Consider the following 17,154-nt stretch of genomic DNA (forward strand, 5'->3'; position numbering starts at 1 on the left):
CATTCACTCACTCAAACTGGATATTCTAGCGTTCGAACGGGGAACGACGACGAATTCCGGCGCCGACGAAACACTACCCTTTTGACCCCGCTGGCGGTAATGGGGGGTATATGGGCCGACGCAAAAAGATCGTCCAAGAGTGTGAACGGTTGATGGACGAACCGGAGAACATCCGGAACATCGCCATCGCCGCTCACGTCGACCACGGGAAAACGACCCTCACGGACAACCTGCTGGCCGGTGCCGGCATGATCTCCGACGACACCGCCGGCGAACAGTTGGCGATGGACACGGAGGAAGACGAGCAGGAACGCGGGATCACCATCGACGCGGCCAACGTCTCGATGACCCACGAGTACGAGGACAAGAACCACCTCATCAACCTCATCGACACGCCGGGCCACGTCGACTTCGGTGGCGACGTCACCCGCGCGATGCGGGCCGTCGACGGTGCCCTCGTGGTCGTCGACGCCGTCGAAGGGGCTATGCCCCAGACCGAGACGGTGCTCCGACAGGCGCTGCGGGAGGGCGTCAAGCCGACCCTGTTCATCAACAAGGTCGACCGCCTGATCTCCGAACTGCAGGAGGGTCCGGAGGAGATGCAACAGCGTCTCCTCTCGGTCATCCACGACGTCAACGAACTCATCCGCGGGATGACCCAGGACATGGACGACATCGAGGACTGGACCGTCTCCGTCGAAGAGGGGACCGTCGGGTTCGGCTCCGCACTGTACAAGTGGGGCGTCTCCATGCCGTCGATGCAACGCACCGGGATGGATTTCGGCGAGATCATGGAACTCGAGCGCAACGACAAGCGCCAGGAACTCCACGAGCGGACGCCGCTGTCGGACGTCGTCCTCGACATGGTCTGTGAACACTTCCCGAACCCGCTCGACGCCCAGCCCCGTCGTATCCCGCGCATCTGGCGCGGCGACGACGAGACCGAACTCGCGGAGTCGATGCGACTCGTCGACGAGGACGGCGACGTCGTCCTGATGGTCACCGACATCGGGGTCGACCCCCACGCCGGCGAAATCGCTGCGGGCCGCGTCTTCTCGGGTACCCTCGAGAAGGGCCAGGAACTGTACGTCTCCGGGACCGCGGGCAAGAACCGCGTCCAGTCCGTCGGGATCTACATGGGTGGCGAGCGCGAGGAAGTCGACGAAGTTCCCGCCGGGAACATCGCCGCGGTGACGGGGCTGAAAGACGCCATCGCCGGCTCGACCGTCTCGGGCGTCGAGATGACGCCCTTCGAGTCGATCGAACACATCTCCGAGCCGGTCATCACGAAGGCCGTCGAGGCCCAGACCATGGACGACCTGCCGAAGCTCATCGAGACGCTCCGACAGGTCTCCAAGGAGGACCCGACGATCCAGATCGAGATCAACGAGGACACCGGCGAACACCTGATCTCCGGACAGGGTGAACTCCACCTCGAGGTCATCACCCAGCGCATCGAGAAGAACCAGGGCATTCCGGTCAACACCGGCGAACCGATCGTCGTCTTCCGCGAGCAACCCCAGCAGCCCAGCGACGAAGTGGAGGGCATCTCGCCGAACCGGCACAACCGCTTCTACATCTCCATCGAGCCGATGACGGACGACCTCGTCGAGACCATCAAGCGCGGCGAGGCCTCGATGGACATGCCCGAGCAGGAACGCCGCGAGGCCCTGCAGGAGGCCGGCATGGACAAGGACACGTCCCAGAACGTCGAGCACATCCACGGGACGAACATCCTCATCGACGACACGAAAGGGATCCAGCACTTGAACGAGACGATGGAACTCGTCATCGAGGGGCTCGAGGAGGCCCTCGACAACGGTCCGCTGGCCAACGAGCCGGTCCAGGGGACGCTCGTCCGCCTACACGACGCGCGACTCCACGAGGACACCATCCACCGCGGTCCGGCACAGGTCATCCCCGCGGCCCGCGAGGCCGTCCACAAGGCCCTGATCGACGGGCAGATCAAGATGCTCGAGCCGATGCAGGACGTCCGCATCGACGTGCCCAACGACCACATGGGCGCCGCCTCGGGCGAGATTCAGGGTCGTCGTGGCCGCGTCGACGACATGTACCAGGAAGGCGACCTCATGGTCGTCGAGGGCATCGCGCCCGTCGGCGAAATGATCGGCTTCGCCTCGGACATCCGGAGCGCGACCGAGGGTCGCGCCTCCTGGAACACCGAGAACGCCGGCTTCGAGGTCATGTCCGACTCCCTCCAGCGCGACAAGATCATGGAGATCCGCGAGCGCAAGGGCATGAAGCTCGAGCTGCCGCCGAGCATCGACTACATCTAAGCGACCGATTCGACGGGTACCGGCCCGTCGCTCGTGCGTTATTCGTTTTCTTTCGACTGTGGGCTCGAGCGACTGCGTTTTGCCATCTCGTTCCACATCGATCGCGCGAATTGCGACGGAGCAGTCGTCCCTATCAGACAGCGTGACTGAGTCAGTGATTGATCGAAGTAACACCGGTGTAATCAGCTAACACCGGTATCCGCGAGCGCTTAAGGCGGTCTCACCACAATGCTCCGGTACGGATCCATCGTAATGTCCCAGCAGAAATCAGAGTACGTAGCCGACGCCGATATCGACGCAACGCTCGACGAACTGCCGACCGACGAGGCCATCGAGGAGGCCGTCGAAAACCTCGAGGCCAACGGCTTCGACGTCGTCGTCGCCGACTCGGCCGAGGAGGCCCTGGAGACGCTGCAGTCGCTGATCCCCGCCGGCGCGTCGGTGATGAACGGCCACTCCACGACGCTCGAGGAGATCGGCTTCGTCGACCACCTGACCGAGGGCGACCACGAGTGGGAGAGTCTCCCGGACGAGATCTGGGGTATCGACGACGATGCGAAGCGGCAGACCGCTCGTCGGGAGTCACAGACGGCCGACTACTTCCTCGGCGGTATCAACGCGATTTCCCAGACCGGCGAACTCGTCGCGGCCGACCGCTCCGGCAGTCGGATCGGCGCGTATCCCTTCGCCGCGAGTAACGTCGTCATCGTCAGTGGCGTAAACAAGATCGTGCCGACGCTCGACGATGCGCTCGATCGCCTGGAATCCGTGGCCTACCCCCTCGAAAACGAACGAGCGAAGGAGGCCTACGGCGTCGATTCCGCGATCGCCAAGCAACTCATTTTCCGGCAGGAACTCGAAGACGGCCGTACGACCGTCGTGCTAATCCGCGATCAGCTCGGGTACTAGCGGCTCGGGTACTAGCGAGTCGACCGCGCGTAGATAGTACGGCGGACGATCGGTTACTCCCGCTCGCCCGCGCCGAGCGCCGACTCGCCGACCTTTTCGTGGCCCGCGATGACCTCCTGGCCGCCCATGTACGGCCGCAGGGGCTCGGGAATCGTGACGGTGCCGTCCTCGTTCTGGTAGTACTCGAGGATGGCCACCATCACGCGCGGAATCGCCACGCCCGAGGCGTTCAGCGTGTGGAGGTACTCGGCCGATTCGTGGCGTTCGGGCCGGTAGCGGAGGCCGGCGCGGCGGGCCTGGAAGTCCTCGAAGTTCGAGGCCGTCGAGACCTCGAGCCAGCGGCCGCCCTCCTCGGGGCCGTCGTCCATGTCGTCGCCGGGGGCCCACACCTCGAGGTCGATCTGCTTGGCGGCCTTGAACCCGAGGTCGCCGGTACAGAGGTCGAGCACGCGGTAGGGCAGAGCGAGTCTGCGGAGCACTTCCTCGGCCTCCCCGAGCAGTTCCTCGAGGCGGTCGTAGCTGTCCTCCGGTTCGACGAAGTTGACGAGTTCGACCTTGTTGAACTGGTGGACGCGGACGATGCCCCGGGTCTCGGTGCCGTGCTCGCCGGCCTCGCGCCGGAAGTTGGGCGTGTAGGCCTGGTGTTTCAGCGGGAGGTCGTCGGCCAGCAGGATGTCGTCGGCGTACATGTTGGTGACCGGAACCTCGGCGGTCGGGCAGAGCCAGAGGTCGTCTTCGTCGTAGGCCTCCTCGTTGCTACCGCCGATGCGGTAGGCGTCGTCGGTGAACTTCGGGAACTGGCCGGTACCGCGCATCGACGCGCTGTTGATCGGGACCGGGGGGAAGATATCGACGTAGTCCTGCTCTCGGTGGACGTCGAGCATGAACTGGATCAGCGCGTGCTCGAGGCGGGCGCCGTCGCCCTTGAGGAAGTAGAAGCCGGCGCCGGTGGTCTTGGCGCCGCGGGCCTCGTCGATGATGTCCATCTCCTCGCCGAGTTCGTAGTGGGGGGTGACGTCGTCGGGAACGTCGCGCAGGTCGTCGAAGCCCCAGCGCCGGTCCTCGACGTTGTGGCGCTCGTCGACCCCCCGCGGAACGCTCTCGTGGGGAATCTGCGGGATCTCGAGCAGGCGTTCCTCGAGTTCGTCCTGCAGGTCTTCGGCCTCGCCCTCGACGTCCTCGATCTCGGCTTTGAGCTCCCGCGAGCGCTGGATCGCCTCCTCGCGCTCCTCGTCCTTCCCGTCGGCGACCAGTTCGCCGATCTTCTTGGTGATCTGATTGCGGTCGTGGCGGAGTTCGTCGCCGCGGGCCTTCAGTTCGCGCCAGCGCTCGTCGATCTCGAGGATCTCGTCGAGGTCGACGTCGGCGCCGCGATGCTCGAGGGCCTCACGCACCTCCTCGGGGTTCTCCCGCAGATAGGTCCGGTCGATCATTGCCCGTGGGTTCACCTCGCCGGTCCAAAACCGTGTCGAAGTCCCCTCCTTTCGTTCCGACTTCCGACGCTCGTCGTCGGGCCGCCATCCCGGCGTCGACCCCGGAACCGCCGGGTTCAGCCGCCGCGGGAAACGTTTTTTTCGCCGCGGGTCGGAGATTCCACCTATGGACCCGCTCGAGGGCGAAGCGTCGGCGGTATCGATCGAGTACGAGCCGGTCAGCGTCAAGGACGTCCTCGTCGAGATGAAGGACACGGCGGAGCTGCTCATCGGCCTCTCGTACTCGGCGGTGCTCCACCGCAACGCCGACCTCGCGCGGGAAGTCCTCCGCCTCGAGGAGCGGATGAACGTCCTCGAACTGAGGGCGCGGATGAGCCTCATGATGGCCGTCCGGAAGCCCTCGGACGCGGAGGAACTCGCCCCCGTCATGGGCATCGTCGCCGCCGCCGACGAGATCAGCGACGCCGCCGGCGACATCGCGAAGATCGTCCTCGAGGAGATGGGGCTGCCAGAGGCCATGCGCGCGGCCCTGCCGGAGGCCACCGAGTCCCTCGTCCGCGGCGTCGTCGATCCCGACTCCGAGTACGCCGACCGGACGCTGAAGGACATCGACCTCGAGTCCGAGACGGGCGTGCGCGTGATCGCGCTCCGCCGGGGCGACGACTGGCTGCTCAACCCCGGGCCGGAGACGACGGTCGCGAGCAACGACGTCGCGCTCCTCCGGGGGCCCGACACGGCGATCGGTGACGTCTGCGAGGTCCTGACGGGCGAGGTCTACGAGACGCCGACCGTCGACGACCCCGGGATTCCGGACCTCGAGCGGGCGGTGGACACGATCATCCACATGAAGAACCTCTCGGAGTTGGCGGTCGACCTCGCCTACAGCAGCGTGCTCTTCGACAGCGCCGAGCTGGCGGAGGAGGTCCGCAACCTCGAGGTCGAGGTCGACGCCATGCAGTCGCGCTTCGAGGCCTGGACGCTCCGGGCGGCCGCGGACGCCGAGGATCCGGTGGTGCTGCGCGGACTCATTCGGCTGGGGAGCAGCACGGAGGTCATCAGCGACGCGGCGATCGACATCAGCGAGGGCGTGCTGCGGGACATCGACGTCCACCCGGTCGTGCAGCTGGCGGTCCAGGAGAGCGACGAGATCATCACCCGCGTCGAGGTCGAACCGGGCAGCGAACTCGACGGGACGGCGGTGGCGGGCGGCGTTCCCGACGTCGAGTCGACGATGTCGGTGATCGCGATCCGCCGCCCCGACGAGGGGTGGCTGCTGGTCACCGGCGCCGACGCCGAACTCCAGGGCGGCGACGTGCTAATCTCGAAGGGCACCCGGACGGCGGCGGCAGCGTTCGAAGAGCTGGCTCGGACCGGATCGTCGGAGTGACGCCGCTGATGGGCAGTCTGTAGTCGTCGGCGTGTCCGTAGTCGGCGGCGCCGTCCGTAGTCGGCGGCGCCGTCCGCAGTCGGCGGCGCCGTCCCCGTCAGCCGACGTACTCGAGCAGGGCCGTCACGAGTTCGAGGTAGAGGACGGCGCCGAGGACGACGACGAGGAGGGCCAGGACGAACGGAAGGAACGGTTGTCCCTCTTTCCGGATCGGCATCGTTCGGAGGAACCCGATCATCGGCACCGACCCCTGTCGTGGAGCGCGTTCCGGCGGTGGCGGTCGCGGGGCGCGTTCCGGCGGTTGCGGTGCAGTCGGGTGTGGCGTTGCGAGTCGGGGACCATACTGGATTGCCCCACGGTCTCTCACTTGAAACTCAGTCAGACGCCCGACTGACGGTCCGACGCGCGACGGACGCGAGACCGAGGGTCGTCTCATTCGCGGTCTCGAGGCCCGATCGGCGCGGCGTTCCTCAGCGCAGCGTCCCTCGAGGCCCGCTCGAGAACGATTTCTCGAGGATCGGGCTCGATCCGCTCGAGCGGTCACGTCCGTACGCTGCTCGAGCGGCCATGCCCATACAGGCCTCGAGCGCAAGGCCGCAGGCCCCGTCGGTCGGACGAACCATGAACGCAGACCTGAAGCCGCTCGCGGAGCAGGTGATCGTGATCACCGGCGCGTCGTCGGGGATCGGACTGACGACCGCGCGGATGGCCGCCGACCGCGGCGCGCGCGTGGTGGTCGCCGCCCGGAGCGAGGGCGCCTTGCGGGAGCTGGTCGAAGAGATCGAGGCCGAGGGCGGCGAGGCGACCGCCGTCGCCGCGGACGTGAGCGACCGCGAGGACGTTCGGGAGATCCGACGGGTCGCCGAGGAAACCTACGGCGGCTTCGACACCTGGGTCAACGGCGCGGCGGTCCCCATCTACGGCGAACTCGAGGCCGTCCCGGTCGAGGAGATGCGCGAGCAGTTCGACGTCAACGTCTGGGGGCTGCTCTACGGCTCGCTCGAGGCCGCAGACTACTTCAAATCGCGGGATCGAGACGGTGCGATACTCAACATCGGGAGCATCGTCTCCGAGCGCGCGATCCCGCTACAGGGCAGCTACTCGGCCTCGAAACACGCCGTGAAGGGGTTCACCGAAGCCTTCCGGATGGAACTCGAGAAGGAGGGCGCGCCGGTCTCGGTGACGCTGATCAAACCCAGCGCGATCGACACGCCGTACTCCGAACACGCGAAAAATCACATGGACGAAGGGGCGACGCTGCCGCCGCCGGTTTACGCGCCGGAGACGGTCGCCCGGGCGATCTGCCACGCCGCCGAGCACCCCCAGCACGAGGTGACCGTCGGCGCCGGCGGGAAGGGGATGACCGCCCTCGGCGAGTTCGCTTCGCGACTGATGGATCGGGTCATGGAGGCCGTCTTCTACGACCAGCAGCGCACGGGCGACCCGCCGCGTTCCGACGCCGCTGCCCTCGAGGAACCCGTCGGTGACCTCGAGGCCCGCGGCGACTACGACGGCCACGTGTCGGAGACGAGCCTCTACACCAGTCTCCGACAGCGTCGGTCGCTTCCGGGATCGAACGCGATCGGGATCGGACTCGTCGCGACGGCCGCCTACGCGACGTATCGACTGTTCCGGCGGGACGACGACTCGGGCGGCGAGGTCACGGAAACTGCGTCGGAACGCCGACGGCTCGAGGACCGCATCGAACTGTAGCGTCGGCGGGTCGACGGCCGAGGGGATCGCCGCGAGTCCGCGGTGCCGTCGCGACTCACGGCGATCCGATCGCGACGAGCGCCCACGCGAGACCGACCGCAGACAGGGAGAGCGCGAGGTTGCCCGCCGCGTTCGCGACGGCGAGGCGCCGGTCGCCGCGCTCGTACAACTGGACGGTCTCGACCGAGAACGACGAGAACGTCGTGAAGGCGCCGCAGATTCCGGTCCCGACCAGCCGAAGGGTCGACTCGCTCGCGCCCGCGAAGAGGGCGAGCGCGAACCCGAAACTGCCGAGGACGTTGACCGCGAGCGTCGGCCACGGGAACCGCCGGCTGGCCAGGCGCAGCGACACCCAGTGGCGCAGGACGGCTCCGATCGCAGCGCCGACCCCCACGACGAGGGCGGGGTCGGCCGGCCCGTTCACGCCGTCTCACCGCCCGTTCGGGACTCGAGGGCGTCGCCGAGTCGTCGCGCGACGGCCCGGCCGCCGAGGACGCCGGCGAAGCCGAGACCGTAGTTGCCGGCGACGATAGCGACGACTGCGACCAGGTCGGTCGCCATCGCGGTCTGGACGGCGAACGTGCTGTAGGTCGTCAGCGACGAGAGCAGTCCCGTCGAGAGGAGGAGCCGCGACTCCCGTCCCAGGCACCCCGCGTACTCGGCCTCGTAGACCACCACGCCGAGCGCGAAACTCCCGAGGACGTTGACGACCAGCACCGCCCCGACGTCCGACCCGAGCCCTATCGCGAGGTATCGGAGGTTCGCGCCGACGACGGCGCCGACGGCGATCAGCGCGATGGTCTCGAGTCGAGCGAGCAGGGAGTCGGTCGTCATGGCTGTCTCCGGTCCGGTGCCCGTTCCCGCCGCGTCGGTTGTTCCCACCGCCTTCTCGTCGGGCGCGTCGTCCGGATGGGTCGCGGTTCTCGTAGCGCCGCCATGAGAATTGCGGAACGCGGGCCCGAGCGGGTGTTCGGGATCGAAACGCGTTCCGGAAGTAAACCGCCGGGTTCGATCGTCCGCTGCCGGCGGCGAAAGGAAAAGAGCCAAGGTTAGACTGCCTCTAATCCGACCCATGGCGACCGACGGGGACGGGACCGGTCGACGCGGGTTCGTGCGGGCGTCGTGGGTGAACGTCCTCGGGAACGCGGTGAAGATCGTCGTCGAGGGCGCCGCGGGAGTGGTCTTCGGCAGCGTCGCCCTGCTGGCGGACGCGGCCCACTCGATCGCCGATCTGATCGCGAGCCTCGTCGTCCTCGTCTGGGGCCGCAGTTCCTACGCCGAACCCGACGACACCCACCCCCACGGCCACGCGCGGATCGAACCCCTGACGGCGCTGTTCGTCGGGAGCGTCATCGCCCTGCTCGGATTGAACCTGCTCTACGAGTCCGCCCAGGGGATTCTCTACGGCGTCGAGGTCGAGTTCAGTCCGCTCCTGTTCGGCGCGCTCGCGTTCTCGATCGTCGATATGTACCTCGTCTACCGCTACACGACCCTGATCAACGAGGCGCTGGGCTCGACCGCGCTCGAGGCGCTGGCGGTCGACTGTCTCAACGACATCTACACCTCCGTCGCCGCCGCCGTCGGGATCCTCGGCGTCTTACTCGGCTGGCCGCTGCTCGATCCGATCGCCGGCGGCTTCGTCAGCCTGCTGGTCGTCTATCAGGGCGTCGAGATCGGCCGCGAGAACGTCGGCTATCTCATCGGCGCCGCCGCCAGCCCCGAGAAACGAACCGAGATCGTCGAGGCCCTCCGCGACCACCCCGACGTCGAGGGGGTCCACGACCTGACCGTCTTCTACGATGGCACCGTCCTCGAGGTCGAGGTCCACGTCGAGGTCGACGGCGACATGCCGTTTCGACAGGCCCACGACATCGAGTCGGAACTGGTCGACCGCCTCCGCGACCTCGAGGAGGTCGGCGACGCGCACGTCCACCTCGACCCGTCGGGGATCGGCGAGTGGAAGGAGTCCGTCGACGACTAGCTGGATCCCGTCGCCGGATCGCTCGAGTCCGGATCCGCGTCCCTGCCCGTCGCGCGCTCCGCCGTCTCCGTGTTCTCCGCAGTCTCGTCTCGAGCGTCGGAGTCCGACCGCGAGTCGGCATTGGCCGCCGTCTCGACCGACGGTCCGTCGGCCGATCGTTCCCCGTTTGCCACTCGTTCTCCGTTTGTCGCTCGCTCCCGGTCGGTCGGTTCGTCGGTCCCGTCGGCCGACGCGCGCGACAGCGTCACCGTGAACACGCTGCCGTCGGGACCGGTCTCGGTGAGTTCGACGTCGCCGCCGTAGCGTTTCGCCAGGATTCGCGCGAGATACAGTCCCAGTCCGTGATTCGTCGACTTGGGTTCGAACAGCGTCTCCCGCGTGTCGGCCGGGATCCCCGGCCCGTCGTCCGCGACCCTGACGGCGACGGTCTCCAGTCGCGTCTCCACGGTCACCGCGACGCGGGGCGCGTCGCCGTCGTCGTGTTCGATCGCGTTCTCGAGGACGTTCGCGAAGATCCAGCTGATCCCCTCGTTACCCTCGACGAACACCGCCTCGGGGATCGACGTCTCGATCTCGAGGTCGTCGAACTGCCGGCGGAGACTCGCGAGTTCGTCCGTCAACAGGTCGCTGAGGTCGACGACGGCGGCAGTCTCCAGGTCCTGATTCGCGTTCAACATCGCGCGGACGTCGTCGATGACGTCCGTGAGTGCGTCGCTCTCGCGCTCGATCGTCTCGAGGCGATCGTCGGGGTCGTCGACCTCCTCGCGCAGCAGCGACGCGTGGCCGCCGATGATCTGGGCGCTGTTGAGCACCTCGTGGCGCAGGAGGTCGTTCAGGTAGGTCAGGAGTTCGCGCTCGTCGGCGAGTTGTTCGGCGCGGACGGCGGCCGCCGTCGCCTCGACCTCCCGCTGGATGGCCCTTGCCTCGACGTAGCCGACGACGAAGCCGGCGCCGGCGCCCGTGTTCAGCGCGAAGTGCGCCCAGGCGAGGTTTCCGGCCAGACCGTACCAGGGGAAGAAGGCGATGACGAGGACGTTGATCGCCAGAAAGGCCGCGCCGCTTCCGAAACACCACGCGACGACCCGGTCGTACCGGGCGGGATCGACGGCGCTTCGCTCGAGGTGGTACCCGCCCCAGATCAGGCTGAGCGCGGGTACGCCGACCGTCACGAATCCGAGCGCGTAGGCGGCGGTGTCGAGCGTCGATGCGAACCACAGCCACTGGAAGAGGACGGCGGCGAACGAGAGTGCGCCGAAGCCGCTCACGAGCCACGGGAGTGAGTCGCGTCCGACCCCTCCGTCGGAGCCACCGTTCATGTCAGAATCACTGACACGCTCGTCCCGGGCTGTGACGGCGTCATTATTGCTAGTCAATCCGCGCCACTGTAAAGTCTGTAACGGCCCCGAACATCGACTCCGTATCCCGGCGTTCCGGCCCGCCGAGCGTCCGTTCGGCCGCGACGCCAGCTTTTATCCCCTCGGCCGAGGGGATACCGGTATGGCAACGGACATCGCCGAACTCCGCGAGGTGACGGCCGGCGACTGCACGGACCTCTACTGCCTCGACACCGGGATGTACGACACCGCCGAGTACGGTGCCGTCTACATCCTCGACGACGAGCGGCCCGCCGTCGTCGAGACGGGGCTCGGAACCAGCCGCGAACTGATCCTCGAGGCGCTCGCCGAACTCGGCATCGATCGCGAGGAACTCGCGGTGATCGCGGTGACCCACATCCACCTCGACCACGCCGGCGGCGCGGGCTACCTCGCTGAAGCCTGTCCGAACGCCGACGTCTGCGTCCCCGCGCCCGGTTCGGGACTGCTCGTCGATCCGGCGCGACTGGTCGAGGGAACGAAAGCCGCCGTCGGCGACCAGTGGGAGTACTACGCCGACCCGAAGCCGATCCCCGAGGAGCGGATCGTCGAACTGGCCGAGGGCGACGTCGTCGACCTCGGCGACCACGAACTGCGCGTCCACGAGGCGCCGGGCCACGCCTTCCACCAGGTCGTCTTCGAGGACCCCGCGAACGACGCCGTCTTCGCCGGCGACGCCGCGGGCATCTGGGTCCCCGAGATCGAGGAGATTCGGGAGACGTCGCCGCCGTCGGACTTCGACCTCGAGCAGTGTCTCGAGGACGTCGAGACCCTCAAAGCGATCGACCCGGACGTCCTGCTCTACACGCACTTCGGCCCCCGGGAGGTCGGCGACGACGTCGACGAGGCCCTCGAGGCGTACGCGACCGTCCTCGAGGAGTGGGTCGACGCCGTCGAGGAGAAACGGACGGAACTCGGGGACGACGACGCCGTACTCGACTACTTCGCCGACTCGAGCGAGATGACCGACGTCTGGGGCCGGCGCAAGGCCGGCGCCGAGGCGGTGCTGAACGCCCGGGGCGTCCTCGGCTATCTCGACCGGCGCGACTGAGGGCGATCACGCGGCCGGCTTCTGGTCAACGCAGTCGGCCTCTGGTCACCGCGGCCGGCTGTGGTTACGCGCCCGGTCTCACACCACACGTTCGTCCAGACCGAAAGACGTTCGTCTAGACCGAATCGCCTCCCAGTACGCGTTCGGACCCCGCAAACCGGTCCGCGACGGGACGGCGAGAACCGGCCGCTGGGGCGGCGGCTGTCAGAAGAAACTTCGCCGAGTTTTTTCGCGACTTCGCTAATTGTGCCGTATACGGACGTATTACCGGATATTCCGGGACGATCGAAACCCGTATATCGATGACACCGTTTCAGCACGTTTTATCGTGCGGGAGGTACTGTCACGCGATATGAACTGGCGGGACGCCGAACGAGAGTACGAGGACGAGACGATCGGGGAGACGACGCTCGGACGAATGTTCGAGGATTCCGCCGAGCGAAACGCGAATCGGCCGGCACAGAAGTACAAGGGTGGGATCTACGATCGATCGCTGACCGATTCGGTGCTCCCGGCCGCGGCCCCCGGGGAGTACCGGACGATTTCCTACACCGAGATGCGCGATATCGTCCGCAAGCTCTCGGCGGGCTTTCACGATCTCGGCGTCGAACAGGGGGATCGCGTGGGAATCTTCGCCAACACGCGGATGGAGTGGGCCCAGTGTGACTTCGCGCTCCTCGGCGCCGGCGCCGCCATCACGACGGTCTACACCAGCTCCTCGCCCGATCAGGTCGAGTACCTGCTGGACGACCCCGACGCGAACGCCGTCGTCGTCGAGAACGGGGAACTTCTCGAGAACGTCCTCGAAGTCGAGGACGAACTCGACCTCGAGTTCATCGTCTCGATGGACGACGTCGACGGGTACGACGACCGCGACGACGTGCTGACGCTGGCGGAAGTCTACGACCGCGGCGAAGAGACGTTCGATCTGGAAGCCTACGAGGAGCGCCTCGAGGCGGTCGAACTGGACGATCTGGCGAGCCTGATTTACACGAGCGGGACGACCGGTCAGCCAAAGGGCGTCCAGTTGACCCACCGGAACTTCCGGTCGAACGTCAACGCGATCCGCAAGCGATTCGCACCCCGGCCGGACCGGGACGACGACGTCCCGACGCTGGACGACGAGTCGCTGGCGATGTCGTACCTGCCGCTGGCCCACGTCTTCGAACGGACGGCCGGTCACTTCGTGCTGTTCAACAGCGGGGCCTGCGTCGCCTACGCGGAGAGCCCGGACACGCTGCAGGAGGACTTCGGCACCGTCGGACCGTCGACGGCCACGAGCGTCCCCCGCGTCTACGAGAAGATCTACGACGCCATCCGCGAGGAGGCCAGCAGCTCGAGCGTCTCCCAGCGGATCTTCGAGTGGGCCACCGACGTCGGCGTCGAGTACCAGCTCGCCGACGATCCCGGCCCGATCCTGTCGGCCAAACAGTCGATCGCCGACAAACTCGTCTTCTCGTCGGTTCGGGAGGCGCTGGGCGACAACATCGAACTGCTGATCAGCGGCGGCGGCAGCCTCTCGCCGGAGCTCTGCCGGCTCTACCACGCCATGGGGCTGCCCATCTACGAGGGGTACGGCCTGACCGAGACCGCGCCGGTCGTCTCGACGAATCCCCCGGACGCCGTGAAGATCGGCACGATCGGGCCGGCGCTGTCCAACGTCGATCTGAAGATCGACGAGTCCATCGCCGATCAGGAGGCCTTCACGGACGATCCCGGCGACGTCGGCGAACTCCTCGTCAAGGGACCGAACGTCACCGAGGGCTACTGGAACAAGCCCGGCGCGACGCAGGGCGCCTTCACGGAGGACGACGACGGCGAGCGCTGGTTCCGTACCGGCGATATCGTCCACCTGCGACCCGACGGCTACCTCGAGTTCCGCGACCGCGTCAAGCAGATCATCGTCCTCTCGACGGGGAAGAACGTCGCGCCGGGGCCGATCGAGGACGCCTTCGCGGCAAGCGAGGTCGTCGAGCAGGCGATGGTCGTCGGCGACGGCGAGAAGTTCATCGGCGCCCTGCTCGTGCCCAACACGGCCCACATCCGCGAGTGGGCCGAGGGGGAGGGGATCGACCTCCCCGACGACCCGCAGGGCATGGTCGACGACGAGCGCGTTCGCGAGTACGTCCAGCAGGAGGTCGACCGGGTCAACGAGAGCTTCGAGAAACACGAGACGATCAAGCAGTTCGAACTCGTCCCCCGGGAGTTCACCGAGGAGAACGACATGCTGACGCCGACGATGAAGAAGAAGCGCCGGGTCATCCTGGAGGAGTTCGAGGACCGCGTCGACCGGATCTACGCGGACGACTGAGCGGTCCGTTTTTCGCTCGAGAGATCGATTCCGGTCACGGATTTCGTCCTTCGTCGCGGGTTCCGTCCCGTCGTCGCAGGTTCCGACTCCTCGTTGCAGGTTCCGTCCCGTCGTTGCGGGTTCCGGTTCGTCGCCCGAGGGGGGCCGCCCGCGTGACGGCCGGCGGTCAGAACGATCGAAACGACGCCGAAGAGCGGTCACAGCACGACCGCGACCACGCCGAAGAGGATGAGCACGCCCGTGATGTCACAGACGTTGGTGACGACGGGAATCGTCGTGTCGTCGGGATCGTAGCCGAGCTGATAGGAGACGTAGACCGCCAGGGTGCTAACGAGGACGACCCAGACCGACAGCAGCATGCCGCTGACGACCGTGATCACCAGGATTCGCCCGAGTCCGAGGCTCCCTCCGAGGAGTCGACCGATCATCCACGAGGCGATGCCGAGCAGGACGAAGACGGTCGCCGCCAGCCCGATGACCGCGCCGACGTTGGCTCGAATGTCGGGATTCGCGGGGGTGAACTCGAGCGTCCCGAGGTGCAACAGCGTCGAGAGCCGCGCGCACATGATCGAGCCGAGGTTGCCCGCGGTGCCGATCATCACCGGCACGACCACGAGCAGCGACGGATACTGGAGCAACTGTTCCTCGAAGGACTCGAGGACGGTCCCCGAGACCATCTGCAGAATCGACATCGCGACGAGCAGCGGCACGAGCGTCGAGACGATGCCGCCGACGGTCCACTCGGCGAGCAGGTCCTCCGTTCGCTCTTCCCCGTGGTGATCGTCCGGGACGCGGTCTCCGTGGCTGGCGTCGCCACCGCCGCTCACAGGATCACCCCCGCGACCTCGATACCGATCAGGAGGAAGACGACGCCGAAGACGTCGCCGACGGTCGTCACGACGGGTCCGATGACGTTGTCCGGGTCGAGGCCGCGGCGGTACCCCTTGAAGAGCACGGTCAACAGCACGCCGAGCATCGCGAACGCGCTCAACAGCGCCGCGACGACGAGGATGATGATCAGTTCGAGCAGGTTTCCGCTCCGGCCCAACACGAGCAGGACCCCCCAGGCGAGCACCGCGATGAGCACGGAGACGATCATCCCGTTGAGAAACGAGGCGACGACCGCGTTGCGCAGGCGGTCGTTCCACTCGAAGTGCGGGTCGATCAGCCCCTGGTGGAGGCCGCTCGAGAGGCGCGCGCCGAGCGAACCGTAGACGCCGCCGCGCGTCGCGAGAAAGGCGGGCAGCAACAGGAGGATCCCGGGGACGCTCCGGATCCCCTCGCGCATGGTTTCGGTCCCCAGCAGCGTGCCCGCGAACAGCCCTGCCACGAGACTGACGAGGATCACCGGCAACGCCTGCCTGTAGACGTCGACGGCCGAGTCCTGGCCCACCATCTGCCTGATGATCCATCGCCCGTACATTAAGTTCCACGAACTGGGCCTCGAGTCACGCGCTCGCGACAGTCACGCGCTCGAGGACGCCCGGACGTGCCCCTGCTCGAGGACGCCCCGATCGCGCCTCCGCTCGAGGACGTCCCATTGGCGCGTCGCTCGAGGACGCCAGTTCGCCCGTCCCCCGAAAACAGCTCCGCGCTCCGACCAGTCCGTTCACAAAAGATATACCGTCATCAGAACGTGCTCGACTATGGTCTTTCCCCGCCAGATACAGTTCCGGACGACCGTCGACGCCATCCACCCCGGAACGACCGTTCGCTACCACTACCGTTCGGGCAGTTCCCTCGCGACCGTCGTCGAACGAACGGAGCGCTACGTCACGTTCGTCGGCCCGAACTGCGACGGCCGCTTCACCCACGAGCAGATCGACCGTCTGATCGAGGACGACCGGCTCGAGGTCGTCCTCGACGACGACCACCACGTGCCCGTGGACGCTCCGGAACCGACCCTCTCGGAGTGACCGCGACCGGCCCGCTCACGTCTCCTCGGGCAGGATGTCCCCCAGCGAGCCGCCGATCGCCATCGCCACGAAGACGACCGACACCTGACACAGATTGACCCACGGCTCTTCCCACGTGACGCGCCCCCAGAGCGTCATCAGCATGGCCGCCGTGGCGAAGGCGATCCCCAGGACCCAGACGGGTCGGCGCGGTACCACGCCGAAGTAGGGGTTGTGGATCTGGACCTCCCGGAAGTCGGCGACGTAGAGGATGCCGACGACCAGCGCGACGGCGATCGCGAGCGTCGCGACCAACGCCGGCGGATGCGCCGCGAGGAACCGACCGATGTCCATGACGCCGTCCTCGACGAGCATCGGCAGGCCGATCACTACGCTGCCGACGAACGCCTCCGCCTTGTCCTCGCGGGAGAACTGCGTGATCACCTTGTCGACCATCCCGTTGTGGGAGAGCCGATGGACGAGCCGCCGCATCCGGCGGACCTCCGTCCGCTCGTCGGCCGCGTCGACGGTCTCCTCCAAGGTCTCGAGTTGCTCGTAGAGGTCGTCGATCGTCGCCTCGTCGGGGGGCTCCGTCGATTCTGCCATATCCCGGTCTCACACCGACGCAGTAAAAACGCGCCGACCGGGTGGCTTCGATCGCGAGGGGCACGCGGCGGCTGACGGATCGCACCGCACCCGAGGGACCCCCGGTTTCGGTCCGCGATGCGCCGACCGGCCGTCCGTCGTGACGTTGCCGACCGGTAACAGGAACCGGTATCGTTTTGCGGCCGGGAACGCCACTAT

Annotated in this window: 17 protein-coding genes; 8 read left to right on the forward strand and 9 right to left on the reverse strand. The window is 67.1% G+C overall.

What is annotated here, in order from left to right:
* Nucleotides 1-110 precede the first annotated feature (110 nt).
* Together J0X25_RS27230 and J0X25_RS27235 are read left to right on the forward strand one after the other, a co-directional pair.
* The gene (locus J0X25_RS27230) at nt 111-2,297 is read left to right on the forward strand and encodes an elongation factor EF-2 (protein ID WP_207290670.1); all 2,187 of its coding nucleotides are present in this window, start codon (nt 111-113) and stop codon (nt 2,295-2,297) included.
* A gap of 252 nt (nt 2,298-2,549) precedes the next feature.
* Nucleotides 2,550-3,206 carry a lactate utilization protein gene (locus J0X25_RS27235; RefSeq protein ID WP_207290671.1) on the forward strand — a complete coding sequence of 219 codons (657 nt, stop codon included), beginning with the start codon at nt 2,550-2,552 and terminating at the stop codon, nt 3,204-3,206.
* Between the two features lie 53 nt (nt 3,207-3,259).
* Here J0X25_RS27235 and serS read toward each other — a convergent pair whose 3' ends face one another.
* On the reverse strand, nt 3,260-4,639 hold the full coding sequence (gene serS / locus J0X25_RS27240; RefSeq protein WP_207290672.1) for a serine--tRNA ligase: 1,380 nt from the start codon (nt 4,637-4,639) through the stop codon (nt 3,260-3,262).
* A gap of 166 nt (nt 4,640-4,805) precedes the next feature.
* Here serS and J0X25_RS27245 point away from each other — a divergent pair, with 166 nt between their 5' ends.
* Entirely contained in the window at nt 4,806-6,026 is a 1,221-nt protein-coding gene (locus J0X25_RS27245) for a potassium channel family protein (protein WP_207290673.1), read from the forward strand.
* 97 nt (nt 6,027-6,123) lie between these two features.
* On the opposite strand, the gene J0X25_RS27250 is transcribed toward J0X25_RS27245, so the two are convergent.
* Nucleotides 6,124-6,264: a hypothetical protein gene (locus J0X25_RS27250; protein WP_207290674.1), complete on the reverse strand. Its 141-nt coding sequence runs from the start codon at nt 6,262-6,264 to the stop codon at nt 6,124-6,126.
* Nucleotides 6,265-6,496: 232 nt separating this feature from the next.
* Complete coding sequence (locus J0X25_RS27255; protein ID WP_207290675.1) at nt 6,497-6,649, reverse strand: hypothetical protein; 153 nt, start codon at nt 6,647-6,649, stop codon at nt 6,497-6,499.
* On the opposite strand from J0X25_RS27255, the gene J0X25_RS27260 reads away from it, so the two are divergent.
* Nucleotides 6,648-7,739, forward strand: a complete 1,092-nt coding sequence (locus tag J0X25_RS27260; protein ID WP_207290676.1) for an SDR family oxidoreductase — start codon at nt 6,648-6,650, stop codon at nt 7,737-7,739. The two genes, J0X25_RS27255 and J0X25_RS27260, sit on opposite strands and share 2 nt — an antisense overlap.
* A gap of 55 nt (nt 7,740-7,794) precedes the next feature.
* Here the strand turns inward: J0X25_RS27260 and crcB are convergent, their stop codons facing one another.
* Nucleotides 7,795-8,163, reverse strand: a complete 369-nt coding sequence (gene crcB / locus J0X25_RS27265) for a fluoride efflux transporter CrcB (protein WP_207290677.1) — start codon at nt 8,161-8,163, stop codon at nt 7,795-7,797.
* A complete protein-coding gene (locus J0X25_RS27270; RefSeq protein ID WP_207290875.1) occupies nt 8,160-8,573 on the reverse strand; it encodes a CrcB family protein in 414 nt (137 codons plus the stop codon). Before J0X25_RS27270 ends, crcB begins: the two co-directional genes overlap by 4 nt.
* Nucleotides 8,574-8,811: 238 nt before the next feature.
* Here J0X25_RS27270 and J0X25_RS27275 point away from each other — a divergent pair, with 238 nt between their 5' ends.
* Nucleotides 8,812-9,720 carry a cation diffusion facilitator family transporter gene (locus J0X25_RS27275; protein WP_207290678.1) on the forward strand — a complete coding sequence of 303 codons (909 nt, stop codon included), beginning with the start codon at nt 8,812-8,814 and terminating at the stop codon, nt 9,718-9,720.
* Here J0X25_RS27275 and J0X25_RS27280 read toward each other — a convergent pair.
* On the reverse strand, nt 9,717-11,036 hold the full coding sequence (locus tag J0X25_RS27280; RefSeq protein ID WP_207290679.1) for a sensor histidine kinase: 1,320 nt from the start codon (nt 11,034-11,036) through the stop codon (nt 9,717-9,719). The genes J0X25_RS27275 and J0X25_RS27280 overlap by 4 nt on opposite strands.
* Nucleotides 11,037-11,217: 181 nt before the next feature.
* On the opposite strand from J0X25_RS27280, the gene J0X25_RS27285 reads away from it, so the two are divergent.
* Both J0X25_RS27285 and J0X25_RS27290 read left to right on the forward strand, forming a co-directional pair.
* Nucleotides 11,218-12,144, forward strand: a complete 927-nt coding sequence (locus tag J0X25_RS27285; RefSeq protein ID WP_207290680.1) for an MBL fold metallo-hydrolase — start codon at nt 11,218-11,220, stop codon at nt 12,142-12,144.
* A 352-nt stretch (nt 12,145-12,496) separates the two neighbouring features.
* The gene (locus J0X25_RS27290; protein WP_207290681.1) at nt 12,497-14,455 is read left to right on the forward strand and encodes an AMP-dependent synthetase/ligase; all 1,959 of its coding nucleotides are present in this window, start codon (nt 12,497-12,499) and stop codon (nt 14,453-14,455) included.
* A 197-nt stretch (nt 14,456-14,652) separates the two neighbouring features.
* Here the strand turns inward: J0X25_RS27290 and J0X25_RS27295 are convergent, their stop codons facing one another.
* Nucleotides 14,653-15,282, reverse strand: coding sequence for a magnesium transporter (locus tag J0X25_RS27295; protein ID WP_207290682.1), 630 nt, complete (start codon nt 15,280-15,282; stop codon nt 14,653-14,655).
* On the reverse strand, nt 15,279-15,851 hold the full coding sequence (locus J0X25_RS27300; RefSeq protein WP_207290876.1) for a magnesium transporter: 573 nt from the start codon (nt 15,849-15,851) through the stop codon (nt 15,279-15,281). The genes J0X25_RS27295 and J0X25_RS27300 overlap by 4 nt, the downstream gene beginning before the upstream one ends.
* Before the next feature lie 250 nt (nt 15,852-16,101).
* On the opposite strand from J0X25_RS27300, the gene J0X25_RS27305 reads away from it, so the two are divergent.
* A complete protein-coding gene (locus J0X25_RS27305) occupies nt 16,102-16,371 on the forward strand; it encodes a hypothetical protein (protein WP_207290683.1) in 270 nt (89 codons plus the stop codon).
* Between the two features lie 15 nt (nt 16,372-16,386).
* Here the strand turns inward: J0X25_RS27305 and J0X25_RS27310 are convergent, their stop codons facing one another.
* A complete protein-coding gene (locus J0X25_RS27310; protein WP_207290684.1) occupies nt 16,387-16,956 on the reverse strand; it encodes a DUF2391 family protein in 570 nt (189 codons plus the stop codon).
* Nucleotides 16,957-17,154: the final 198 nt, after the last annotated feature.

The sequence above is a fragment of the Haloterrigena alkaliphila genome (assembly GCF_017352155.2).
In the GTDB taxonomy this organism is placed as follows: Archaea; Halobacteriota; Halobacteria; order Halobacteriales; family Natrialbaceae; genus Haloterrigena; species Haloterrigena alkaliphila.